This window comes from Humibacillus xanthopallidus, from assembly GCF_006716675.1.
GTDB classification, from domain to species: Bacteria; Actinomycetota; Actinomycetes; order Actinomycetales; family Dermatophilaceae; genus Humibacillus; species Humibacillus xanthopallidus_B.
The window spans coordinates 174,458-197,328 of sequence record NZ_VFPM01000005.1 but is presented as its reverse complement, the minus strand read 5'-3'; the positions used below and the strand labels follow the sequence as shown (position 1 = coordinate 197,328).

18 protein-coding genes are annotated in these 22,871 nt (G+C 71.9%); 3 read left to right on the top strand and 15 right to left on the bottom strand.

Features of this window, described 5'->3' with window-relative positions:
* Positions 1-35: 35 nt before the first annotated feature.
* The 7 genes from narI to FBY41_RS22525 all read right to left on the bottom strand — a co-directional run bounded on the left by narI (position 36) and on the right by FBY41_RS22525 (position 10,647).
* The gene (gene narI / locus FBY41_RS22555; RefSeq protein ID WP_141847433.1) at positions 36-785 is read right to left on the bottom strand and encodes a respiratory nitrate reductase subunit gamma; all 750 of its coding nucleotides are present in this window, start codon (positions 783-785) and stop codon (positions 36-38) included.
* Positions 782-1,480 (bottom strand): nitrate reductase molybdenum cofactor assembly chaperone, encoded by a 699-nt coding sequence (gene narJ, locus FBY41_RS22550; RefSeq protein ID WP_141847431.1) that lies wholly within the window; start codon positions 1,478-1,480, stop codon positions 782-784. Before narJ ends, narI begins: the two co-directional genes overlap by 4 nt.
* The gene (gene narH, locus FBY41_RS22545; RefSeq protein ID WP_141847429.1) at positions 1,477-3,195 is read right to left on the bottom strand and encodes a nitrate reductase subunit beta; all 1,719 of its coding nucleotides are present in this window, start codon (positions 3,193-3,195) and stop codon (positions 1,477-1,479) included. Before narH ends, narJ begins: the two co-directional genes overlap by 4 nt.
* The gene (locus FBY41_RS22540) at positions 3,195-6,977 is read right to left on the bottom strand and encodes a nitrate reductase subunit alpha (RefSeq protein ID WP_141847427.1); all 3,783 of its coding nucleotides are present in this window, start codon (positions 6,975-6,977) and stop codon (positions 3,195-3,197) included. Before FBY41_RS22540 ends, narH begins: the two co-directional genes overlap by 1 nt.
* Positions 6,978-7,130: 153 nt before the next feature.
* The gene (locus FBY41_RS22535) at positions 7,131-7,526 is read right to left on the bottom strand and encodes a hemerythrin domain-containing protein (RefSeq protein WP_260439979.1); all 396 of its coding nucleotides are present in this window, start codon (positions 7,524-7,526) and stop codon (positions 7,131-7,133) included.
* Between the two features lie 97 nt (positions 7,527-7,623).
* The gene (locus FBY41_RS22530) at positions 7,624-10,299 is read right to left on the bottom strand and encodes a multicopper oxidase domain-containing protein (protein WP_141847423.1); all 2,676 of its coding nucleotides are present in this window, start codon (positions 10,297-10,299) and stop codon (positions 7,624-7,626) included.
* 48 nt (positions 10,300-10,347) lie between these two features.
* Positions 10,348-10,647 (bottom strand): DUF2249 domain-containing protein, encoded by a 300-nt coding sequence (locus FBY41_RS22525; RefSeq protein ID WP_221629404.1) that lies wholly within the window; start codon positions 10,645-10,647, stop codon positions 10,348-10,350.
* A 115-nt stretch (positions 10,648-10,762) separates the two neighbouring features.
* Here FBY41_RS22525 and FBY41_RS22520 point away from each other — a divergent pair, with 115 nt between their 5' ends.
* The gene (locus tag FBY41_RS22520; protein ID WP_141847419.1) at positions 10,763-11,503 is read left to right on the top strand and encodes a helix-turn-helix transcriptional regulator; all 741 of its coding nucleotides are present in this window, start codon (positions 10,763-10,765) and stop codon (positions 11,501-11,503) included.
* A 126-nt stretch (positions 11,504-11,629) separates the two neighbouring features.
* Positions 11,630-12,313, top strand: a complete 684-nt coding sequence (locus FBY41_RS22515; protein WP_141847417.1) for a class I SAM-dependent methyltransferase — start codon at positions 11,630-11,632, stop codon at positions 12,311-12,313.
* A 188-nt stretch (positions 12,314-12,501) separates the two neighbouring features.
* Here the strand turns inward: FBY41_RS22515 and FBY41_RS22510 are convergent, their stop codons facing one another.
* Positions 12,502-12,816 (bottom strand): hypothetical protein, encoded by a 315-nt coding sequence (locus FBY41_RS22510; RefSeq protein ID WP_141847415.1) that lies wholly within the window; start codon positions 12,814-12,816, stop codon positions 12,502-12,504.
* Between the two features lie 20 nt (positions 12,817-12,836).
* Complete coding sequence (locus tag FBY41_RS22505; protein WP_185749222.1) at positions 12,837-13,268, bottom strand: Hsp20/alpha crystallin family protein; 432 nt, start codon at positions 13,266-13,268, stop codon at positions 12,837-12,839.
* A gap of 147 nt (positions 13,269-13,415) precedes the next feature.
* On the opposite strand from FBY41_RS22505, the gene FBY41_RS22500 reads away from it, so the two are divergent.
* Positions 13,416-13,712 (top strand): MerR family transcriptional regulator, encoded by a 297-nt coding sequence (locus FBY41_RS22500; protein WP_260439978.1) that lies wholly within the window; start codon positions 13,416-13,418, stop codon positions 13,710-13,712.
* Between the two features lie 148 nt (positions 13,713-13,860).
* On the opposite strand, the gene FBY41_RS22495 is transcribed toward FBY41_RS22500, so the two are convergent.
* The 6 genes from FBY41_RS22495 to FBY41_RS22470 form a co-directional block, all read right to left on the bottom strand.
* Positions 13,861-15,588 (bottom strand): glycerol-3-phosphate dehydrogenase/oxidase, encoded by a 1,728-nt coding sequence (locus tag FBY41_RS22495; RefSeq protein ID WP_141847413.1) that lies wholly within the window; start codon positions 15,586-15,588, stop codon positions 13,861-13,863.
* Positions 15,585-17,171 carry a glycerol kinase GlpK gene (gene glpK, locus FBY41_RS22490; protein ID WP_141847411.1) on the bottom strand — a complete coding sequence of 529 codons (1,587 nt, stop codon included), beginning with the start codon at positions 17,169-17,171 and terminating at the stop codon, positions 15,585-15,587. The genes FBY41_RS22495 and glpK overlap by 4 nt, the downstream gene beginning before the upstream one ends.
* A complete protein-coding gene (locus FBY41_RS22485) occupies positions 17,165-17,890 on the bottom strand; it encodes a sulfite exporter TauE/SafE family protein (RefSeq protein ID WP_141847408.1) in 726 nt (241 codons plus the stop codon). The genes glpK and FBY41_RS22485 overlap by 7 nt, the downstream gene beginning before the upstream one ends.
* Before the next feature lie 31 nt (positions 17,891-17,921).
* Positions 17,922-19,340 (bottom strand): NAD-dependent succinate-semialdehyde dehydrogenase, encoded by a 1,419-nt coding sequence (locus tag FBY41_RS22480; protein WP_141847486.1) that lies wholly within the window; start codon positions 19,338-19,340, stop codon positions 17,922-17,924.
* A gap of 73 nt (positions 19,341-19,413) precedes the next feature.
* Positions 19,414-20,574 carry a M24 family metallopeptidase gene (locus tag FBY41_RS22475; RefSeq protein ID WP_185749221.1) on the bottom strand — a complete coding sequence of 387 codons (1,161 nt, stop codon included), beginning with the start codon at positions 20,572-20,574 and terminating at the stop codon, positions 19,414-19,416.
* Positions 20,564-22,777: a glycoside hydrolase family 31 protein gene (locus FBY41_RS22470; RefSeq protein WP_185749220.1), complete on the bottom strand. Its 2,214-nt coding sequence runs from the start codon at positions 22,775-22,777 to the stop codon at positions 20,564-20,566. The genes FBY41_RS22475 and FBY41_RS22470 overlap by 11 nt, the downstream gene beginning before the upstream one ends.
* Positions 22,778-22,871 lie beyond the last annotated feature (94 nt).

Sequence of the window (22,871 nt, the reverse complement as noted above, 5' to 3'; positions counted from 1 at the left end):
TGAGGGTGAGGGGTGGTGCTCTGCCGGCGCGCGCGTCAGCGCTGGCGGTCGCGGTCGGTCGTGCCGATGCCGCTCCAGCCGGGCCGAGCCTGCCGCGAGCCCGACACCTGACGGTCGCGCGAGCGGTAGACGATGTAGGGGCGGAAGAGGTAGTGCAGCGGCGCAGTGAAGGCGTGGACGAGCCGGGTGAAGGGCCACAGCGCGAAGAGCAGCATGCCGACGATCGCGTGGATGTGGAACTGGATCGGGGCGGCCGCCATCGCGGCGACGTCGGGCCTGAAGAGGAAGACCGACCGGAACCACGGCGACACCGTCTCGCGGTAGTTGTGCGCCTCGCTGCCCGCGCCGACGCTGACGAGCGTCGTCCAGAGCCCGAGGACGATGGCCGCGACGAGGAAGACGTACATCAGCTTGTCGTTCTTCGTCGTCGCCATGAAGACCGGGCCGGTCGTGCGGCGGCGGTAGACGAGGATGAGGATCCCGACGAGGGTGCAGACGCCCGCAAGGCCGCCGAAGAGCAGCGCGTTGAAGTGGTAGAGCCCCTCGCTGACGCCCACGGCCTCGGTCCAGGACTCGGGGATGACGAGGCCGCCGACGTGCCCGAAGAAGACGAGCAGGATGCCGAAGTGGAAGAGCGGCGACCCGATGCGCAGCAGGCGCGACTCGTAGAGCTGCGACGAGCGCGTCGTCCAGCCGAACTTGTCGTAGCGGTAGCGCCAGATCGTGCCGCCGACGAGGCTCGCGACGCAGAGGTAGGGCAGCACACCCCAGAGGAAGGTGCTCATGACGACACCTCCACGGCGGCTCGCGGGATCGATTGCAGCGGAAGGAGTCTCGGGTCGTAGGGGTCGAGCCCCACGCTCTCGGTGGGCTGCGGCCCGCTCATCCCGACCATCTCCATGACGGCCGCGCGGTCGACGGGCGACGGCCCGGGGAGGGTGGCGCACACGGCCACGGCGGCCGCGGCATACGGACTCTCCTTCTCCTGCAGTGCGATCCGGAGCAGCTCGAGGCTTGCCCGGTAGTCCTGCAGCAGCGCGGCGCCTGCGTCGGCGTCGGCGCAGGCCGCGAACTCGAGCACCATCGGCAGGTAGTCGGGCAGCTCGCCGTGCGTGTCGACGAGGAAACCGCTGCGGCGGTATGCCGCCTTGAACCGTCCCAGCACCTCGCCGCGTCGGCGGGTGTCCCCGTCGGTCCAGTAGGAGAGGTAGAGCGCGTGCTTGCGGCTGAGGTCGAACGTGTCGACGTAGGCGCGCTGCAGGTCCTCGAGAGGCCGTGAGCCGAGGTGATCGACGAGTGGTCGCAGCTCACGAGCCCCGGGCGAGTCCGCCTGCTCGGCAAGGGCTTCCGTGAGCATCGGCAACGACTCGACGAGATCGTCGAGCGGGTAGTCGAGGCAGCGAGCGGCGACGAGGTGCACGACGCGGTCGTCCCGCGCGCGGTCGCGTCGTCGCTCGGCGCGGCGCTTCAGCCCGATCATCGCTGCCCCTCCGTCGTCGTCGCGCCGGTCCCTGGCTCCGGCGGCCCGCCGGGAAAGAGCCCGTCAGGGGCGCCATTGCCGTCCCAGTTGAGCAGGTTGACGCGGCCACGCAGCTCGCCGCCGGCCGTCGTCGTCATCGCAGTGTCGGACGTCTGGCGCTGCTTGAGCGCGTTGAACGTCTCGACCGCCACGGGCGCCGGCCGACCGCTCGCCTCGCCGAACGGCCCGGACTCGTACATCCCCGGCCCCTCGTCGAAGTCGAGCGAGCAGCCGATCTCCTCGAGCTCGTGCGCGCGCTCGACGTGCGCTGTCGGGATGACGTAGCGGTCGGCATACTTCGCGATCGCCATGAGGCGGTACATCTCGTAGAGCGTCTCCTCGCTCATGCCGACGGCTGCCGGGATCGCGGGGTCGCCGTCACGCCCGAGCGAGACGTCGCGCATGTAGGCGCGCATCGCGGCGAGCTTCTGGAGCACGCCCGTGATGATGTCGGTGCGTCCGGCGGTGAAGAGCTCGGCGAGGTAGTCGACGGGGATGCGCAGCGCCTCGATGGCCCCGAAGAGCACGCCTCGGTCCTCGGCGTCGTGGCCCTGCGACGACAGCACGTCGACGATCGGCGAGAGCGGCGGCACGTACCAGACCATCGGCATCGTGCGGTACTCCGGGTGCAGCGGCAGCGCCACGCGGTAGGTCTTGGCGAGCGCGTAGACGGGCGAGCGCCGCGCCGCGTCCATCCAGTCATCCGGTATGCCGTCGCGCCGGGCCGCCGCGATGACCTCGGGATCGCTCGGGTCGAGCAGCAGGTCGAGCTGCGCCTCGTAGAGATCGCCCTCGTCGGGGGTCGCCGCAGCGGCGGTGACCCGGTCGGCGTCGTAGAGGAAGAGGCCGAGGTAGCGCAGCCGGCCGACGCACGTCTCGGAGCAGACCGTCGGCAGGCCCACCTCGATGCGGGGGTAGCAGAAGGTGCACTTCTCGGCCTTGCCGCTCTTGTGGTTGAAGTAGATCTTCTTGTACGGGCAGCCGGTGATGCACTGGCGCCAGCCGCGGCACCGGTCCTGGTCGACGAGGACGATGCCGTCCTCCTCGCGCTTGTAGATCGCGCCGGAGGGGCACGAGGCCATGCACGACGGGTTGAGGCAGTGCTCGCAGATGCGCGGGAGGTAGAACATGAAGGTCTTCTCGAGCTCGAAGCGGACCTTCTCCTCCGACTCGCGCCGCACCGAGGCGTTGAGCTTGGCGACGATGGGGTCGAGGTGGCCCATCTCGCTCGAGCCACCGAGGTTGTCGTCCCAGTTGGCCGACCACGTGATCTTCGTGTTCTCACCGGTGATGAGCGACTTGGGACGGGCCACCGGGAAGTCGTCGCCGAGCGGTGCGTCGATGAGGGTCTGGTAGTCGTAGGTCCACGGCTCGTAGTAGTCGGCGAGCTTGGGCTGCACCGGGCTCGCGAAGATGCCGAGGAGCTTCTGCACCCGGCCGCCGGCCTTGAGCTTGAGGTTGCCGCGGTTGGTCAGCGTCCAGCCGCCCTTCCACGTCTCCTGGTCCTCGTAGCGGCGCGGGTACCCCTGGCCGGGCCGCGTCTCCACGTTGTTGAACCAGACGTACTCGGTGCCGGCGCGGTTGGTCCACGCCTGCTTGCACGTGACCGAGCACGTGTGGCACCCGATGCACTTGTCGAGGTTCATCACCATGCCCATCTGGGCCATGACCTTCATCAGTACGTCACCTCCTGCGAGCGCTTGCGGACCGTCGAGACCATGTCTCGTTGGTTCCCGGTCGGGCCGAGGTAGTTGAAGGTGTAGGACAGCTGGGCGTAACCACCGATGAGGTGCGTCGGCTTGACGAGCAGCCGGGTCACAGAGTTGTGGATGCCGCCGCGACGGCCCGTCGCCTCGGACTTCGGCACGTCGATCGTGCGCTCCTGCGCGTGGTGCACGAAGACCACGCCCTCCGGCATACGGCTGCTGACGATGGCGCGCCCGACGAGCACGCCGTTGTCGTTGAGGCACTCGACCCAGTCGTTGTCGGCGACGTCGATCGAGCCCGCATCCTGCGGGCTCATCCACACCGTCGGCCCGCCGCGCGAGAGCGAGAGCATGAGCAGGTTGTCCTGGTACTCCGAGTGGATCGACCACTTCGAGTGCGGCGTGAGGTAGCGGACCGTCACCTGCTTGGAGCCGTCGGGGCCCAGCTTCGGCTCGCCGAAGAGCCGATGCATGTCGAGTGGTGGTCGATAGATCGGCAGGGCCTCGCCGAGGTCCTGCATCCAGTCGTGGTCGAGGTAGAAGTGCATCCGGCCCGTGAGGGTGTGGAAGGGCTTCAGCCGCTCGATGTTGACGGTGAAGGGGGCGTAGCGGCGGCCCCCCGTCTCGGAGCCCGACCACTCGGGCGAGGTGATGACCGCGACCGGCGCGCTCTGCGTGTCGGCGAAGGTGACGTGCTTCTCCTCCGACCCCTCGGCGAGGTCGGCGAGCTTCTTGCCGACCCGCTCCTCGAGGGTGCGGAAGCCCTGCACCGCGAGGTGGCCGTTCGTCGTGCCGGAGAAGGTGAGGATCGCCTCCGCCATCTTCTCGTCGGTGTCGATCGCTGGTCGGCCGTCACCGGCGCCACCGAGCATGACGCCGTTCTTGGCGGCGAGCCGGGCCACCTCCTCCTCGACCCGGTAGGTGACGTTCTTGACGGTGAAGCCGAGGCTGTCGGCGAGCGGGCCCACGGTGGCGAGCTTCTCGCTGATCGCGGTGTAGTCGCGCTCGACGAGCTGGAAGACCGGCATCGTCCTGCCCGGCGTGCCGGGCTGTCCCGTGGTGCGCCAGTCGATGGCACGGCCGCCTGGCTGCGCCGTCTCGCCGGGTGTGTCGTGCATGAGCGGCACGCTGACGAGGTCCTTGCGCACCCCGAGGTGCGTGCGCGCGAGGTCCGAGAGCTTCTCGGCGAGGAGGTGGAAGAGCTCGAAGTCGCTCTTCGCCTCCCACGGCGGGTCGATGGCGGGGGTGAAGGCGTGCACGAACGGGTGCATGTCGGTCGAGCTGAGGTCGTGCTTCTCGTACCACGTCGCCGCGGGCAGCACGATGTCCGACAGGAGGGTCGTCGACGTCATGCGGAAGTCGGCCGAGAGCAGCAGGTCGAGCTTGCCTTCGGGCGCCGTGTCGTGCCACTTCACCTCGGACGGCCTTGGTGCGACAGGGTTCTCACTGCCCATGACGTTGTGGTGGGTGCCGAGCAGGTTGCGCAGGAAGTACTCGTTGCCCTTGGCCGAGGAGCCCATGAGGTTGCTGCGCCAGAGCACGAGGGTGCGCGGCCAGTTCTCCGGGGCGTCGACGTCCTCGATCGCCGAGGTCAGCGAGCCGTCGTGCAGCGCCCCCGCCACGTATGCCGCCGGGCTGGCAGCGGTGCCCGCGTCGACGGCGGCCTGCGCGTCCTCGGCCACCTGGAGCGGGTTCGTGCCGAACTGCGGGTAGAACGGCATCCACCCCATCCGGGCGGACTGCGCGATGGTGTCGGCCGTGTGCTTGCCGGCGAGATGCCCTCTGGCGAGAGGCGAGTTGAGCGAGTCGGCCGAGTAGCCGTCGTTGCGCCACTGGTCGGTGTGCATGTACCAGTACGACGTGCCGGTCATCGTGCGCGGCGGGCGCCCCCAGTCGAGCGCGTTGGCGAGGGAGATCCAGCCGGTGATGGGCCGGCACTTCTCCTGCCCGACGTAGTGGGCCCAGCCGCCACCGTTGCGGCCCATGCACCCGGTGAGGACGAGGAGCGAGAGGATCGCGCGGTAGGTCGCGTCGCCGTGGAACCACTGGCAGATGCCGGCGCCCATGATGATCATCGAGCGGCCTTGCGACTGCTCGGAGTTCGTCGCGAACTCGCGGGCGATGCGGATGCACTGCTCGGCAGGCACACCGGTGATCTCAGCCTGCCACGCGGGGGTGTAGGGGGCCGTCACGTCGTCGTAGCCGGTGGGCCAGCTGCCGGGCAGGCCCGGGCGCGCGACGCCGTACTGCGCGAGCATGAGGTCGTAGACGGTGGTCACGAGGTGGCCGCCGACCCGGCGGGCGGGCACGCCGCGGCGCAGCACCGACCCGGTGCCGTCGGGCTCGATGAAGGCCGGCAGCAGCACCTCGACGTTCTCGACCGCGACGCCCTCGGCGCCGGCGTCGCCGGCGGCCATCGTCAGCGCCGGGCTGACCCCCTCGAGGTCGAGGTTCCACCGGCCCTTGCCGGAGTCGGCGTAGCGGAAGCCCATCGAGCCGTTCGGCACGACCGGCTCACCCGTTGCGCCGTCGAGCAGCACTGTCTTCCAAGCGTCCTCGTCGGGGACGACGGCGCCCGCGTCGGCGAGGTCGGCGGCGGTGAGGAACTTGCCGGGCACGAGAGGTGCGGCGCCGTCGTCACCCGGCGCGGCGGCATACCCCTCCTCGGGGGGGTCGAGGCGGATGAGGAAGGGGAGGTCGCTGTAGGTGCGGACGTAGTCGGTGAAGAAGTCGACCTCGCGGTCGACGAAGAACTCCTTGAGGAGCACGTGGCCCATCGCCATGGCGAGCGCCGCGTCGGTGCCGGCCTGCGCGGGCATCCACTCGTCGGCGAACTTCGTGTTGTCGGCGTAGTCGGGGCTCACCGTGACGACCTTCGTGCCGCGATAGCGGACCTCGGCCATCCAGTGCGCGTCGGGCGTGCGGGTGACGGGGACGTTGGAGCCCCACATCATGAGGTAGGTCGCGTCCCACCAGTCCCCCGACTCCGGCACGTCGGTCTGGTCGCCGAAGACCTGCGGGCTGGCGACGGGTAGGTCGGCGTACCAGTCGTAGAAGCTCGTCATGACGCCGCCGATGAGCTGGATGAAGCGGGTGCCGACGCAGTGCGACACCATCGACATCGCGGGGATCGGCGAGAAGCCGGCGACGCGGTCGGGGCCGTACTCCTTGATCGTGTGGACGTGGGCTGCGGCAGCGATCTCGACGGCCTCGCCCCACGAGGCGCGCACGAGCCCGCCCTTGCCGCGGGCGCTCTGGTAGCGCCGGCGCTTCTCGGGGTCGGTCGTGATCTCGTGCCAGGCGTCGACGGGGTCACCGAGGCGGGCCTTGGCCTCGCGGTACATCTCGAGGAGGACACCGCGCACGTAGGGGTAGCGCACGCGCGTCGGCGAGTAGGTGTACCAGGAGAAGGCGGCGCCGCGGGGGCAGCCGCGGGGCTCGTACTCCGGGCGATCGGGGCCGACGGAGGGGTAGTCGGTCTGCTGCGTCTCCCACGTGATGATCCCGTCCTTGACGTAGACCTTCCACGAGCAGGAGCCGGTGCAGTTGACGCCGTGGGTCGAGCGCACGACCTTGTCGTGGCTCCAGCGGTCGCGGTAGAAGACGTCGCCGGCGCGTCCTCCCTTGCGGTAGACGGCTCTGCCGTCAGCGGATTCGTCCCACCGGGTGAAGAATCGTCCGGCCTTGAGCAGCGCCGCCGACGCCGAGCCGTCGAGGCCGGCAGGCCCTGCGGTCGTTGACCGTTCAGCCATGACGCACCACCTTCCGGGCTTCGTTGCACGGCCAGGTCACCTCGAGGGTTGCCATGTCCTGCACCCTGTCACGGGTGTGACCCGTGTGACCAGATCTACGACCGCGTGTAGTCGGCGAGTTTGTATCTGGTGTCGTCGTGGTCGGGTTCGTCGTCATCGGTGCGCTCCTGCGGCTGTCGGGGTGAGGGCCGCGACCTCGTCCCACTCGGGGCCGCCGAGGTGGATGGCCGCGGCGGGGAAGAGGCCGTTGTCCTCGCGGTCGATGTGGTCGCGCAGGGCGTCCTCGAAGCGGGGGAAGAGGGCGACGTCACCACCCGCCACCGCCGCGAGCAGCTCGTCGAGCTCGTGGTGCTCGCCGCAGAGCCGCGCGATGTGGTCGGTGAAGACCTCGTCGCGAGCCATGACGGTGAAGAGCCCCGCCTCCTCGGCCACGACGTGCGGCGTCAGGTGGGCCGCGAGCTCGTGCGCCGCTGCGCGCCGCCGGGGCTCGTCGTCGAGCGAGCTCCTTAGGGCGCTGAGGTGGTTGATGATGTGCTCGTGCTCGGCCATGAACCGTCCGACCACCTCGAAGTCGGCACATCCGCAGTAGCTGCACATCATCGGTTCCCATCGGTGGTGGTGGTCAAGGGCGTGGTCGTCGCAGCGGTCATGGCTGCACCAGCACGATGCCGTGCGCTCCGCGCTCCGCGTCGGCCATGACGTGGCTGACGAAGGGGTAGTGGCCGGCCTCCGGGAAGGACGTCTCGACGAAGCCGCCCTGGGCCGCACCGAGCGAGAGGGTCTGGCTGCCGCCGCTCGACCCGTCCCTCCGCAGCAGCCACGCCCCCTCGGCCCAGACCGCGTCGAACTGCGCCCCGACGACGTGGAAGCTGCTCGGCCGGTTGGGCCCGGCGTCGAGCACCCAGAAGCGCACGCGCTCACCGACGCGCGCCCGCAGCTGCGTCGTGTCGTACTGGAAGGCGGTGCCGTTGAAGACGACGCCATCCGGGGTGTCCGCCTGCGCCTTCGTCGCGTCGACCTCGCCGGCGGAGCCGTGGGTCGTGCTCGCGCCGAGGTAGAGCTCCGACTGCACGAGCAGGAAGCTGCGGTCGACGGCGGGCAGGTCAGGCGGCTCGATGACGACGGCCCCGAAGAGTCCCGCCGCGATGTGCGCCGACATCGGCATCGTCGAGCAGTGGTACATCCAGATGCCGGCCCGGCTCGCGGTGAAGCGGTAGGTGAGGCGGGCGCCCGGCGGCACCGTCCGCATCACCGCGTCGGGCGCCCGTGAGCCGGCGTGGAAGTCGATGGAGTGGCCCATCGTGCCGTGGTTGACGAGGGTCACCTCGAAGACGTCGCCGACGCGCCCGTGCAGGGTCGGCCCGGGCGAGGTGCCGTTGTAGGTCCACCGCCGCTGCCACACCCCCGGCGCGACCTGCTGCTCGAGCTCCTCGACGGTGAGCGTCACCCGGTGGACCCGCTCGGCCCCGAGCGGCGGCAACACGGGGTCGTATGCCGTGAAGCCGGCTCCCAGCACGCCCTGGCCGGCGTGCACGGTGGCGTCGGGCACCGTCATGGCCGACCCGTCGTGGCCCGCCGAAGGCACGCTGCCCGCCACGGAGCCCGCCCGGCTGAGTGGAGCGGCGGTGCCCGCGGCGCCGCCGCCGGCGACCAGCACGTGCAGGACCATGCCCATCTGGCGGTGGCCGACGACCGAGCACCAGCCCTCGACCGGGCCGGCCACGACGCCGGCATCGAGCTCGCCGGTCGCTCCCGGCGCCAGGCGAGCGGTGCGGCCACCCGTGTCGAGGACGAGGTCGTGGGTCGTCGTCTCGTCGCGGTTCGTCAGGCGGATGACGAGACGGTCACCGAGCGGCACGGTGATCGAGGCCGGCGTGAAGCGCATGTCCCGCGCGGTGACCTCGACGGTCGTCGTGTGACCTGTCGGGGTGACCTCGGTGCGTCCTCCCCCGGCCGCTGCAGACGGCAGGGCAAGGCTCGCAGCGACGACGAGGGCGATGACCGACACGGCGGCGGCAAGCTGTCCGGAGGTCCAGAAGGCCCGCTCGTTCACCGGGACCGTCGCCCCGGCTACCGTCTGTGCGGCCCGGCGCGCCCGGACCGACTCGCGCACCGCAAGCCCGGTGAGGGGCAGGAAGCTCGCCACGGCCAGGGCCACCAGCCCACCCAGGGCCATCCGGGTGGGGCTGGGGAGCGGGAGCAGCCACAGCGCCAGGCCGAGGTTGAGCACGACGACCCGGAACGGCGCGCCGCGCTCGAACCAGTCGAGTCCGGCGCGCAGGACGGCCGGGCCCCCACCGAGGACGCTCGGCACGAGATGGCTGAGCGCTGCGAGCACGAGCTGCAGGGCGAACCCGACGGCGAGCGCGGCCGCGACGAGGTCGTAGTGGGCGCCCACCTCGGTCCAGTCCGGAGTCACGAGCACGAGCACGGCGACGGCCACGACGGCGGCCACGAACCACGTGAGTGCGCACGCGGCGGACACGGTGGCGAAGCGTCGCGGCACGCTGCGACGGGCGGGGGAGATGAGCGCGCGTGCCCACCAGAGGAGGCCGGCGGCATACGTCATCAGGCCGAGCGAGGTGAGCGGGTGCCAGCCTGCGAGCGCACCACCGACGGCGATCGTGACGCCGATGACCAGCACTGGAAGGGCTTGTCGCGCAAGGGCTTCGGCACGGTCGTCCATGCGGGCGCGCAGGAGCGTCGGCCAGAAGGTCACGAGGGTGCCGGTCACGGTGAGGCCGAGCCAGCCGAGCGCCATCGTCATCGAGTGGGCCACGACGAGGCGGGCGTGCCACGGGTCGGCCGGCTGCCGCGCGAGGAGCACCCCGAAGAACGCGCCCACCGGCATGGCCGTGGCCGCGGCGAGGTAGTAGCGGATGGTGATCCGGAAGCGCCCCGGGAGCGCTGCGCGGAGGCGGCGCCACAGCTGGACCCCGTGCCACGTGACGGCTGCGGCCGCGCACGTGGCACCGGCCACGGTCACCGGCCACCAGCCGGCCGGCACGCCGACGAAGACGAGAGTCGAGCCGACGAGCAGGAGTGCGAGGCGGCGGCCTTGCTGCCGTCGCCCATCGAGGGTCGGCGGCGTCTTGAGGAGGGCCTGCGCGAAGTGGGTGCTCCACACCATCACCGCATGGGTGACCGCGCCGAGGAGCACGAGGTGCACGACGAGCCAGTCGGCGGCCGGGATGCCGCGACCGAGCGCCGCCACGACGAGGGCCGCAGTCAACCACAGCGTCGTCGGGTGGTCACGTAGCGGCCACACCCCGCGGCCCGGCAGGGCGGCGGCAGAGGGGCGCTCGAGCTGGCGAGTGCTCATCGCAGCGGCTGTCGGGGGCGTCTGTCAGGGGGCGTCGGTGGCTGGTGGTCAGGCCTGACGGGTGAGGCGGAGGGTCCAGGCCTCGGGGCCGCGCACAAGGTAGTCGACCCCGATGGCGCCGCCCTCACGATCCTCGATCTGGGCGAGCAGCGGCTTCGGGTCGTGGGGCGCGACGAGGCGCAGCGACCCCCCGGCCGGCACGGCTCCCAGCGCGCCGAAGACGGTGGCGTGGCGGAGCGCGTGCGGGATGGCACGCACGTCGAGCTCCGGCTCACCCTCGTCGGCGCACCCGCAGGCGCAGCCGGTCGAGCTGATGTCGGAGACGGGAAGGGACTCGTGGATGCTCACGCTGGCTCCTTGGGGTGCGGTGGGGCCGAGTATTTATTACACTGCCCTTGTGAAAAATAGCCCACGCGGTGGCGCCGCGCCAACCCGACCCCCGGAGCACCCCGCGGAGCAGGCCTTGGAGCAGGCACCGGAGCAGGCCCCGGAGCACGCCGCGGAGCAGGCCACTGAGCGCGAGCGACAGCGCGGTCCCGAGGCCCTGCCCGAGGTGCCACCGGCGCGCGAGCGGGTGCTCGAGGCCCTGGCCGGCCACGGCCCGGAGCGGCCCGCGACGATCGGCGCCCTCGTCGAGGTCCTCGGCGGCCACCCCAACACGACGCGCGCCCACCTGGCCCGGCTCGTCGACGACGGCCTCGTCGCGCGGACGCCCACCGGGGCCGGTACGCGGGGTCGGCCCGCGCTCGGCCACCAGCTGACCGAGCGCGGGCGGCTCGTCGTCGAGGCCCTGCGTGTGTCACGGCCCGTCTCGACCGACGAGCTCGTCACGGCCATGGCCGAGCACCTCGCCCACACCAGCGATCCCGAGGTGCACGCCCGGGCCATCGGGCGCCGTTGGGCCAGCCAGCTCAGCGAGCCGTCAGCGGGCTCGCGCCCGGCGCCTCCTGTCGACACTGTCGTCGGTCTGCTGACCACCGCCGGCTTCTCGCCGCAGGTGGAGCCGGACGGTGACATCGCGCTGCGCACGTGTCCGGTGCTCGCATCGGCCCGCGCCCACCCCGGGGTCGTCTGCACGATGCACGAGGAGATGCTGCGCGCCACCCTGGACCGGTCCGGCGCTGCCGACACGGAGGTGCACCTCGTGCCCTTCGCCCGCGAGGGCGCGTGCCTCGTCCGGCTCTCGTCAGCCCGCAGGGGCTGAGCCCGCCCATCGGCGCGGTCACGGCGCCTCGGTCGGGGGGGTGGACGGCATACGGGCCTGGCGGGGCGGGGGTGCCGGGCACGGGCGGCTTGCCTTCGCCTCGGGGCGAACCTTCAGGATGGAGCGGTGAGCACCTCAGACAGCAGTCACGCCCCCGAGCAGCAGCGTCCCGTCGGCAACGAGCGCCCCGGCCACGGCCTCCACGACTGGGAGGAGCGGTATGCCGGTGAGCAGCTGTGGAGCGGCAAGCCCAACGTGGCGCTCGTGGCCGAGGTCTCAGACCTGACTCCCGGCCGCGCGCTCGACATCGGGTGCGGTGAGGGCGGCGACGCCGTCTGGCTCGCGCGCCGTGGGTGGCGGGTGACGGCCATCGACGTGGCGACCAACGCCCTCGCCCGGGCGCGGGCCGCCGGCGACGCGGCGGGGGTGGACGTCGACTGGGTCGCGTCCGGCCTCGTGGAGCTGGCCGACCGGGACGCCTGCTTCGACCTCGTGACGCTCTTCTACCCCGCGCTCATGCGCACCGCGGGCGGCGAGGTCGAGAAGGCCCTGCTCGACGCCGTCGCGCCGGGCGGCACGCTGCTCGTCGTCCACCACGCGAACGTCGACCGCGAGGTCGCCCTGTCGCACGGCTTCGACCCCGACGACTACGTCGGGCACGACGAGGTCGTCGCGGCCCTCGGCGGGGGCTGGGTCATCGAGCGCGACGAGCAGCGCGAGCGTGACGTCACCGAGGGCGCCGGCGCCCACCACCACGCCGACCTCGTCGTGCGGGCCCGTCGCCTCCCCCACACCTCCGGATCGAGGTGACCGCGAGCCCCACGTCAGGGCCAGGATCACCTCGCTTCACCCGGAGATGACATGGGTGGTGCCCCGCCCGGGAGGGCGGGGCACCGTCATCGTGACTCTTGTGGGTTATGTCGTGTGGGTGGATGCGTCGTCGAGGGTGATCACGCTCCTCTCGATCGGTTCGTCCGGCCAGGGATCTGTCCCGCTGCTCACTGTCGCGGGGGCGAGCGTTCCCGACCCCGCTGCCCGTCCCCGGGTCCACTCGGCTCGGGCTCCATGAGCGGGAGGTTCGCCGTCGGAGGCAGCTCCACCATCGCCGGCCGCGGCCCGGGCGGGCGCGGGCTCGGCACGGGTGTCGGCCGGTCCGGCGGACCCACCCAGCTCGCGGCCACGATCGCCTCGAACTCGGCACGGAGCAGGTCGTCATCGGCACAGACGAGCTCGAAGAAGGCCTCGTCCGTGTCGATCCCGTCGACCTCCTCCGCGAGGCCGGGCACGACGCTGTCGATGATCTCGCCGGTCATGGGTCCGACTCCCCGTCGCCTCAGGCGCCGATGGCCTGTCTCTGGTCGTCCTTGGTCGCGATGGCGATCTTGCGCGGCTTCGCCTTCTCGGCCACCGGGATCGCGAGGCTGAGGACACCCGTGTCGTAGTGCGCCTCGATGTGCTCGGTGTCGAGGTTGTCGCCGAGGACGAGCTGCCGGCTGAAGACGCCACGCGGGCGTTCGGCTGCGATGAGCTCGGCGTCGCTGGCCCGATTCGGTCGCTCGGCCCGGACCGTCACGACGTTGCGCTCGACATCGAGGTCGATCGACCCGGGGTCGACCCCCGGAAGGTCGAACTCGACGTGGAAGGTGTCTCCGTCGCGCCACGCATCCATCGGCATGACCGAGGGTCGGGCGAGGGTGCCGTTCGTGCCCAGCATCTGCTGCGCGAAGCGGTCGAGATCACGGAAGGGGTCAGTGCGCATCAGCATCGTCTTCACCTCCATCGTGTCCTGTGATGCTCCGTAGTGGCCACGACCGCACTTCACGATCTGTGGCATGCGCTATAGATTTTTTGTAGCACTGCGAGGATGCTGGTGCAAGACCCCGCAACAGATTTCTCGAGGAGGTGAGCCGGTGTGACCGAAGGATCGCGCACGCCCGACGGCGACCGTGGCGTCTACGGCATCTCGGTGGCTGCCGAGCTCGTCGGCATGCCGCCGGCCACGCTGCGCCTCTTCGAGTCGCGAGGCCTGCTCGAGCCGGCGCGCACCGCGGGTGGCACCCGTCGCTACAGCGCTAACGACCTCGAGCGGCTGCGTCGCATCTCCGAGCTCGTCGACGCCGGGGTCAACCTCGCCGGCGTCGGCATGCTGCTCGACCTCCAGGACGAGAACCAGCAGCTGCGCGACCGCATCGACGCCGGCTCGGCCTGACCACCCCGATCGACTGACGGCCCGCGCATCTGGGGGGGTCGTGCGGCGTCGGAAAGTGGGCACTCGACGGGAAGGGTCGACAGAGCACGTCATCGGCCTCGCCACGATCAGCAGGTCGCTGGACCTCGCCGTGGTGCTCTCCGGCGACCTACGACGCCGGCGTCCCGTCGGCGGCCAGCAGGGCCCCGCGGATGTCGGCGGCAGCTCGCCGGGCCGCGTCCGCGGCGGCGTCCTGCGACTCCGTCTGCGACGCCCGCTCCGCCCTGACCCGCTCCCGGAACGCCTCGAGCTCCAGGGCCGCTGCCGTCTCGTCCCAGCCGAGCAGCGGCGCGACGAGCCGGGTCACGGGTCCGGCGGCGACGACCCCGCGGTCGGCGACCTCGATGGAGATGCGGGTGCGCCGGGTGAGGATGTCGTCGAGGTGCAGCGCTCCCTCGTGCGTCACGGCATACCGGATCTCTGCCCGGAGGTACTGGTCGGCACCGCCCAGCGGCTCCAGCAGGGTGGGGTCGGTCCGCGTCGGCTCGAGCACCTCCGTCACGAGGCTGCCGTAGCGGCCGAGCAGGCGACGCATCCGCCACGAGCTCAGCGACCACTCCGCCGCGAGCGCCTCGACGGAGTTGCTCAGCGCGCTGAAGCCCTCGGCACCGAGGATCGGCGTGCGGTCGGTCACCGACGGCGCCACCGGGCGGTCGAGGTCTGCCACCGCGGCATCGACGGCGTCGCGCGCCATGACGCGGTAGGTCGTGTACTTGCCCCCCGCCACGCTGATGAGCCCGGGCAGCGGACGGGCCACGGCGTGCTCGCGGGAGAGCTGGCTCGTCTCCTCGGACTCGCCCGACAGCAGGGGTCGCAGCCCGGCGTACACCCCGAGGATGTCGTCGTGGGTGAGCGGCGTGGTGAGCACCGAGTTCACCTGCGCGAGAAGGTAGTCGATGTCCGAGCGGCTGGCCGCCGGGTGGGCCTTGTCGAGCACCCAGTCGGTGTCCGTCGTGCCGACCAGCCACTGGTTGTCCCAGGGGATGACGAAGAGCACCGACTGCTCCGTGCGCAGGATGAGCCCCGTCTCGGAGTTGATCCGGTCGCGGGGCACGACGAGGTGCACGCCTTTGGACGCCCGCACCCGGAAGCGCCCACGTGTGTCGGCGAGCTCCTGGACGTCGTCGGTCCACACCCCCGTGCAGTTGATGACGACGGAGGCCGAGACGGTCACGGTGCGACCGCTCTCGACGTCGAGCAGGTCGGCCCCGACGACCCGTCCGCCGTCGCGTCGCAGGCCGACCACCTTCGTCGACGACCGCACGACGGCGCCGTAGTGCGCGGCCGTGCGTGCCACCGTCATCGTGTGCCGGGCGTCGTCGGCCTGGGCGTCGTAGTACTGGAGCGCACCGACGAGCGCGTCGGCGCGCAGGGCCGGGCACAGCGCGCGGGCCTGGGTGCGCGTGAGGTGTCGGTGGCGCGGCACGCTGCTGCGCCCGGCGAGGGTGTCGTAGAGCAACAGCCCGGCGCCGACGTAGGGCCGCTCCCACACCCGGCCCCGGAGCGGGTAGAGGAAGGGCACGGGGCGCACGAGGTGGGGCGCCAGTCGCGTCAGCATGAGCTCGCGCTCGTGCAGCGCCTCGCGGACGAGTCGGAAGTTCAGCTGCTCGAGGTAGCGCAGGCCACCGTGGAAGAGCTTGCTCGACCGGGAGGACGTGCCGCTCGCGAAGTCGCGCATCTCGACGAGGGCGGTGCGCAGCCCTCGCGTGGCCGCGTCGAGGGCGACTCCCGCTCCCGTCACTCCCCCGCCGATGACGAGCACGTCGAAGGGACCGTCCTGCAACGTCTCCCACGACTGCTCGTGGTGCGTGGGGTCGATGGAGTCTCGGGCGTTCATGCGCTCTCCTTGGCGGTGGTGTCGGTAGGGGCCCAGCCGAGCGACCGGTCGACGGCGCGGTTCCAGTCGCGCCAGCCGGTCGTGGGCAACGTCGATCGCGTGTCGGGCAGCCAGCGCCGTCCGTGCCGGCAGCACCTCGCGACCGACTCGAGGCTCTCCCAGACGCCCGTCGCGAGGCCTGCCGCGAAGGCGGCCCCGAGCGCGGTCGTCTCGGTGGTCTCCGAGGCACAGAGCGGCACCTGCAGCGTGTCGGACTGCAGCTGCATGAGCAGCGCGTTGGCGACCATGCCGCCGTCGACCGTCAGCTGGGCGATCGGGTGACCCGTGTCGGCACGCATCGCCTCGACGACCTCGCGGGTCTGGAAGCAGGTGGCCTCGAGCGCTGCGCGCACGAGGTGCGCCCTGCTCGTGTATGCCGTGAGGCCGGCGATGACTCCCCGCGCGTCGGGTCGCCAGCGCGGAGCGAGCAGGCCGGAGAAGGCGGGCACGACGTAGGTGCCACCGCTGTCCGGCACGCTCGCCGCCAGGGGCTCGACCTCCGCCACGTCGCGGATGAGCTCGAGCCGGTCGCGCAGCCACTGGATGAGCGAGCCTGCGACGGCGACCGACCCCTCGAGGGCATAGCAGGGCGGGCCGTCGTCGAGCTGGTAGGCGACGGTCGAGAGCAGGCCGTGCTCGCTGCGGACGATCTCGTCGCCGGTGTTGCACAGGAGGAACCCGCCGGTGCCGTAGGTGCTCTTCGATGCTCCCGCCTCGAAGCAGCCCTGGCCGACGAGGGCCGCGTGCTGGTCGCCGAGGGCCGCGGCCACCGGCACACCGGGCAGCGGGCCGTTCGCATGGCCCGGGCCGTAGACCTCCGACGAGCGGTGGATGCGCGGCAGCGTGGCGAGCGGCACCCTGAGGTGGTCGGCGAGCTCGGAGCTCCACGTGAGGGAGCGCAGGTCCATGATCAGGGTGCGCGAGGCGTTGGTGACGTCGGTGACGTGCCGACCGCCGTCGGGCCCGCCCGTGAGCTTCCAGACCAGCCACGAGTCGACCGTGCCGGCGAGCAGCTCGCCCCTCTCGGCACGCTCTCGCGCCCCGTCGACGTGGTCGAGCACCCAGGCGATCTTGGGGCCGCTGAAGTAGGACGAGAGGGGGAGACCCGTCACGTCACGGAAGCGGTGGGCGCGGCCCGGCTCGGACGCCAGCAGGGCGCACGCCTCCTCGGTGCGGGTGTCCTGCCACACGATCGCCGGGTGCACCGGCTCGCCCGTGGTGGCGTCCCAGACGACGACGGTCTCGCGCTGGTTGGCGATGCCGACGGCCGCCAGGTCCTCGGCCTGCAGGCCGGCCTCCCCGAGCGCGGTCTCGACGACCGCGACCGTGTTGCGCCAGATCTCGATGGGGTCGTGCTCGACCCACCCTGGCCGGGGGTAGCTCTGAGCGTGCTCCAGCTGCGCGCTGGCGACCACCCGGGCCTCGTCGTCGACGATGAGGCACCGGGTGCTCGTCGTGCCCTGGTCGATGGCGGCAACGAGGGAGCGTGCCTGTGCCGGCGTGGTTCTCGGGGTCCCGGTCTTGGTCTTGGTCTCGATCACCATGCGAGGAGTCCTTTGACGACAGTGAAGACGGCGCCCGCGAGGGCGAGGCCGATGGCGAGCCGTCGGGCGATCTCGTGGTCGACGCGCCGCGACAGCAGCTCGCCGCCGGCGAGGCCGACCGCCAGGGCGACGAAGGAGACGATGAGGGCGGCGGGCGCGACGTGCGGCAGGCCACCCTTGGCGGCGAGCGAGGCGAGGTTGACGAAGATCGAGTAGAACTGGAAGGTCGCGACGAACTTGCGGTGCTCCCAGGCGGTGCTCACGGCATAGAGCACGATCGCGGGGCCGCCGACGCCCGCGGTCACGTTCATGAAGCCGCTCGCCCCACCCGCGGCGACAGCGCCGCCCGTGCCCCGCAGCACCCGGGCGCGGTCGCTCAGCACGACCGCCGACAGCGCGACGATGACCGTGAGCCCGATGATGACCATGAGCTGCGCGGGCGGCACGTTGTGAGCGACCCACGCACCCAGGGGAATCGTCGCGAGAGCCGGCACGACGAGCAGGAGAGCCTTGCGCCACTCGGTGTCGCGCCACAGGGTCACGAAGACGACGATGCTCACCGTGAGTCCGAGCAGGTTCGACAGGACGACTCCCTCGAACGGGCCGGCGACGAGCACGAGCAGCGGCGCGCACACGAGGGCGAAGCCGACTCCCGTGACGCGCTGGGTCAGCGCCCCGGCCACGACGCCGAGGGGCAGCAGCACGAGCTCGGTCGTCACCGTCGGCCTCCTTCCGTCTCGCCCGCCGCGGTCAGAGACCGACCGACAGGTAGCGAACGTCCTCGAACTCCTCGAGACCCAGGGAGGCGCCCTCACGGCCGAGCCCGGACTGCTTGACCCCGCCCATGGGGGCGAAGGCGACCGACGGCAGGGCGTTGTTGACGCCGACGATGCCGGCCTCGAGCCGCTCCGCCGTGCGCCAGCACCGTGACAGGTCGCGGGACCACACGTAGGCAGCGAGACCCATCTCCGTGCGGTTGGCCCGCGCGACCGCCTCGTCGAGGTCGCGGAAGCGGAAGACGGCCGCTGCGGGTCCGAAGACCTCCTGGGTGGCGATGGCGGCCGAGTCGGGCACGTCGGTGAGCAGCGTGGGCGCGACGAAGGTGCCGCTCTGAGGCAGCTCCCGCTCTCGGGTGAGCCTCCGTGCGCCCTGTGAGATCGCCTCGTCGACAAGGGAGTTCACGGCCTCGACCCGTGACGTGTCGATGACCGGGCCGAGGTCGGGGCAGTCGGCGGCCAGGCCGTCGCCGATGCTCATGGCGTCGATCCGGGTGACGAGGCGCTCGACGAACTCGTCGTGCACGTCCTCGTGCACGACGAAGCGGTTGGCGGCGATGCAGGACTGGCCGGTGTTGCGGAACTTGGCGAGCATCGCCCCCTCGACGGCTGCGTCGAGGTCGGCGTCGTCGAGGACGACGAAGGCCGCGTCCCCGCCGAGCTCGAGCAGCGGCCGCACGACGCGACGGGCCGCGCTCGCCATGATCTCGCGGCCGACGGGCGTCGACCCCGTGAAGGTGACGGCCCGGACGGCTTCGTGGTCGAGCAGCGTCTGCGTGATCTCGCGCGCCGGCCCGTGGACGAGGTTGACGACCCCTGCCGGCACTCCGGCGTCGTCGAGCGCCCGGATCATCTCGGTCGCCGCGAGCGGCGCCTTCTCGGAGACGCGGGCCACGACGGCGCACCCGGCTGCCAGTGCGGGCGCGAGCTTGCGGGCCTGGATGGAGCAGGGGAAGTTCCACGGGGTGAGGGACGCGACGACGCCGACGGGGCGTCGCACGGTGACATGCCGCCGGTCGCCCGCCTCATGGGGGATGACCTCGCCGTTGGGGCGGCGGGCCTGCTCGGCGAACCACCGGAAGTACTCGGCGCTGAACGCCAGCTCGCCGACTGCCTCCGGCAGCCGCTTGCCGGCCTCACGGGCGAGCAGCACCCCGAGCGAGTCTGCGCGCTCGCTGATGAGCCGGGCGGCGTCGAGCAGGATGTCGGACCGTCGCCGAGCCGGCAGCTCGGACCACTCGCCGAAGGCGCGGGCTGCGGCGTCGGCAGCCCGCGTAGCGGACTCCGGGCCAGACCACGCGACGTGCCCCACCGTCGAGCCGTCGGCAGGGTTGGTGATCTCGAGGGCGGAGTCCCCGTCCTCCCAGGCGCCGTCGATGAGCTGGCTGGGCATGGTGGTCACGTTCTCTCCTTGATGGGTCGGCCTGTGGGGCAAGCGAAGTAGCGGGTCTGTCGGAGTGCCGCGCTCAGCGCACCAGCACGTCGGGGCGTCGGCGTCCGCCGATGTCGATGCTGGGCCACTGCTCGTCGGTGACGAGGGTCCGGGCGCCTTCGGGCAGCACGAGGGTCGTGTCCTCGACCTTCCACCCGGCGGCGCTGGGGTTCCAGGCGACGACGGCCCCGTCACCGAGCACGTGATCGCTGCCCGCGTGAGCCGGGAACTCCCGCGGCTGGAAGCCGCTGAGGCCTCCCTGGTGGTGGCGGTGCCACTCCTCCGGGTCGAAGCCGTGCCTGCCGTATGCCGCACAGCCCTCCGACACGACGTCGCCGAGCCGGGCGCCCACGCGCGTGGCGTCGAGGAAGGCGCGCTCGACCCGCAGCAGGCGGGCGTAGCCGTCACGCTGCTGCTCGTCGAGCGGCGTGAACGAGACGATGCGGGTGACGCTCGCGACGAGCCCGTGCCGCCGGCCGCAGGCGACGAGCATCGCTCTCTCACCGACCGTCTCGGGCAGCGGCAGCGGGTGGCGGTGGGTGGCGAGGTGGTCGGCGCCGCCGACGAGCAGGACGATCGGGTCGAGCCCGCGCTCGAGCAGCTCACGCGCGAGGGCACCTGCGGCGGCATACCCCGTGGTGCTCGGAGAGAGCGTGAGGGCGGCTGCGGTCGCGGCAGCCGCCGTGTCGCTGCACACCTCTTCGAGCAGACCCTGCTGGTGCGGCGTGAGCCGGCGACGCAGCGCGGCGAGGTCGGGTCCCACCGGGACACTGCCGCGGAGCGCCCGGTCGCACCCGACCCGCGTCCCCGAGGGCAGCCGGCCGTCGCGAGACTCCCACCAGGGCACGACCTCCCAGCGGGCGTCGCAGGCGGCGTCGAGCCCGGCGAGCTCGGTGTCAAGGAGGCGAGGCGCCTCGATGGCGTTCGTGACGACGGTGAGTTCGGTGCCGGAGGCACCGACGTGGACGATGACGTCGAGGCAGGCGGCGTCGAGCGTCTGCGGCACGTTGACCCGTGCGCCGAGCAGCCAGGTGAGGGCGGCCGGCTCGCGCAGCACGAGGGTGTCGAGGTCGTGCGCGCGGGCGAGGTCGGTGAGACGGGCAAGCTTGTCTCCCAAGTCCGCCCAGCGCGCCGGGTCCGACTCGTGCGCGTGCGGCGACTCGTGGCGAGCCTCCACCCCGGCCTCAGGCGCCATGGCGCACGACCTCGCCTTCGACGACCGCCGGCTGGGAGTCGAAGCCGACGAGGGTCGGCTGCGCCCCGTCGGTGGCTCCGTAGGCGTGGAGCGTCCACGGTCGCCCGAGCAGGTCCTCGACGGAACGGACCGTCTCGTCGACCGCGACGCGGGGGATGACGGCGCCGCCCCGCACGAGGACCGGCATGCGATCGAGCGGCACGTCGACGGTGTGGAAGCCGGGGCCGGCATACCGGGTGTCGTCGTGCAGGTCGAACCACTCGCCCTCGGGCACGTAGAAGGTGCGCCGCACGGGCGCGGCGCCGTCGTCGAAGACCGGCACGACGAGCAGGTCGCTGCCGAGCAGGAAGCTGTCGTCGACGCTGCGGGCCACCCGGTCGTCGGGGTGGTGCAGCCCGAGCGGTCGCAGCACCGGCCAACCGTTCGCGGCCGACTCGAGCGCCACTTGCCAGAGGTAGGGCAGCAGCGAGTAGCGCAGGCGCACCCACTCGCGACAGATGTCGAGTGCGTCGTCGCCGAAGGCCCACGGCTCACGAGGGCGCAGGCCGTGCGCCCGCATGAGGGGCGACAGCGCACCGAGCTGGGTCCAGCGCACGTAGAGAGCGGGGGTGAGCTCCGGGCCGAAGAAGCCGCCGATGTCGTGGCTCCAGAAGCCGGGGGCGCTCATCGCGTAGGAGAGGCCGCCGCGCACCGTGGCCTGCATGCCGGCGACCGTCGACTCCGCGTCACCACCCCACTGGCCGGGGTAGCGGTGCGACCCGGCCCAGCCGCTGCGGCCCCACACGAGCGGGGGCCGGTCGGTGAACTCCCGGATGGCCTCGGAGACCGCCCCGTTGTAGCGCAGCGGGTAGAGGTTGTGGGCCTGGTTGGCCGGGGTGCCGTCGAAGAGGGCCACGTCGTCGGGCAGCGCCTCGCCGAAGTCGGTCTTGAAGACGGCGACGCCGTCGTCGAGGAAGTCTCGGTGCATCTCCTGCCACCAGCGCTTGGCCGCGGGGTTGGTGAAGTCGATGAGGGCCCGCATCCGGCCGTCGGGCGTCGGCGTCTTCTGGATGCTTGCCAGGCTGCCGTCCGTGCGGCGCACGAGGTAGCCCTGACGCTCGGCCTCCTCGAAGATCGGCGAGGCCGGGTCGAGGTAGGGCAGCTCCCACACCGACAGGCGCAGCCCCAGCTCGGCAAGGTCCTCGACGAACTGCTTGCGCTGCCCGAATCTGCTGGTGTTCCAGATGAAGTCGGTATTGAGCCGGTCGACGACGAGCCAGTCGGGGTCGAGGTGGAGCACGTCCATCGGCACGCCGTGCTCGCGGGCCGAGCGCCCGACCTCGAGCATCTCCTCACTCGAGTGGTAGCGGCAGCGCCCCATCCAGTAGCCGAACGCCCATGGCTGGGGCGCCGTGGCACGCCCCGTCAGGGCGGTGTATGCCGTGAGGCGGGCTCTCGGGTCCGCGCCGGCGAAGACGTAGAGGTCGATCGCCGAGTCGTCGAGACCGAGCGACAGCACGGACGGCATCGAGTGACCGACGTCGGCCGTCAGCACCGCGCCGGTGTTGACGAAGCCGGTGTAGCCCTGCGACGAGTGCCACACGGGGACCGGCTTGTAGGCCAGGCCCGTCCCGGTGCCACAGGCGTCCTCGCTGCGCAGGCGCAGTCGCTGACCGTTCTTGACGAGCCGACCGAACTGCTCGCCGAAGCCGAGCACGTCCTCGTCCGGCCCGAGCTCGAGGTTGAGCGTCGTCGCCTCGCCGTCGACGACGACGGAGGGGGCGGTCAGCAGACCGGCCACCTGACGGAGACGGTCGGCGGTCCGCAGGAGCGTCGCGCCGGTGGCGCGGTCGACGAGACGGAGCGTGAACGGGGCCCGGCCCACCTCGAGGCGCAGAGTCCCCGTCGTGAGGACGACGTGGGTGACGGTCTCCTCCACCTCGACCGTCTCGGGAGCCGGCGTCGGCTCGACGACGATGCCGAGACCGGTCCCGTCGTCGCCGAGCACGGCGGCACCCGCCGGTGCGAGGGTCAGTCGCAGGCACGAGGGCTGCGGCGCGCTGACCCGCAGCTCGAAGGGCGTGACATCGGTCGGGGGGAGGTCGATGTCGGGCAGGTTGGGCATCTGCGTCTCGACGCCCTGCGCCTCGAGCGGCTCCCCCGTGAGCCAGCCCGGCATGACACCGAGCTGGACCCCGGGCAGGGCATCGACCGAGAGCGTCACGGCTCTGCCGTCTGCACCAGCGTGGGCTGCGCGCACGCGACGGAGCAGGAGCGTTTCGGCGGGGCCGGACGCGGCCGGCGTGGACGTCGTGGAC

What these genes read in the sequence shown, in the direction of transcription:
- FBY41_RS22535 (WP_260439979.1), bottom strand. Translation starts at nt 7,526, where the DNA reads ATGGCCGAGCACGAGCACATCATCAACCACCTCAGCGCCCTAAGGAGC.
- narI (WP_141847433.1), bottom strand. Translation starts at nt 785, where the DNA reads ATGAGCACCTTCCTCTGGGGTGTGCTGCCCTACCTCTGCGTCGCGAGC.
- narJ (WP_141847431.1), bottom strand. Translation starts at nt 1,480, where the DNA reads ATGATCGGGCTGAAGCGCCGCGCCGAGCGACGACGCGACCGCGCGCGG.
- FBY41_RS22495 (WP_141847413.1), bottom strand. Translation starts at nt 15,588, where the DNA reads ATGAACGCCCGAGACTCCATCGACCCCACGCACCACGAGCAGTCGTGG.
- FBY41_RS22530 (WP_141847423.1), bottom strand. Translation starts at nt 10,299, where the DNA reads ATGAGCACTCGCCAGCTCGAGCGCCCCTCTGCCGCCGCCCTGCCGGGC.
- FBY41_RS22540 (WP_141847427.1), bottom strand. Translation starts at nt 6,977, where the DNA reads ATGGCTGAACGGTCAACGACCGCAGGGCCTGCCGGCCTCGACGGCTCG.
- FBY41_RS22505 (WP_185749222.1), bottom strand. Translation starts at nt 13,268, where the DNA reads ATGCTGATGCGCACTGACCCCTTCCGTGATCTCGACCGCTTCGCGCAG.
- FBY41_RS22510 (WP_141847415.1), bottom strand. Translation starts at nt 12,816, where the DNA reads ATGACCGGCGAGATCATCGACAGCGTCGTGCCCGGCCTCGCGGAGGAG.
- glpK (WP_141847411.1), bottom strand. Translation starts at nt 17,171, where the DNA reads ATGGTGATCGAGACCAAGACCAAGACCGGGACCCCGAGAACCACGCCG.
- FBY41_RS22480 (WP_141847486.1), bottom strand. Translation starts at nt 19,340, where the DNA reads ATGCCCAGCCAGCTCATCGACGGCGCCTGGGAGGACGGGGACTCCGCC.
- narH (WP_141847429.1), bottom strand. Translation starts at nt 3,195, where the DNA reads ATGAAGGTCATGGCCCAGATGGGCATGGTGATGAACCTCGACAAGTGC.
- FBY41_RS22475 (WP_185749221.1), bottom strand. Translation starts at nt 20,574, where the DNA reads ATGGCGCCTGAGGCCGGGGTGGAGGCTCGCCACGAGTCGCCGCACGCG.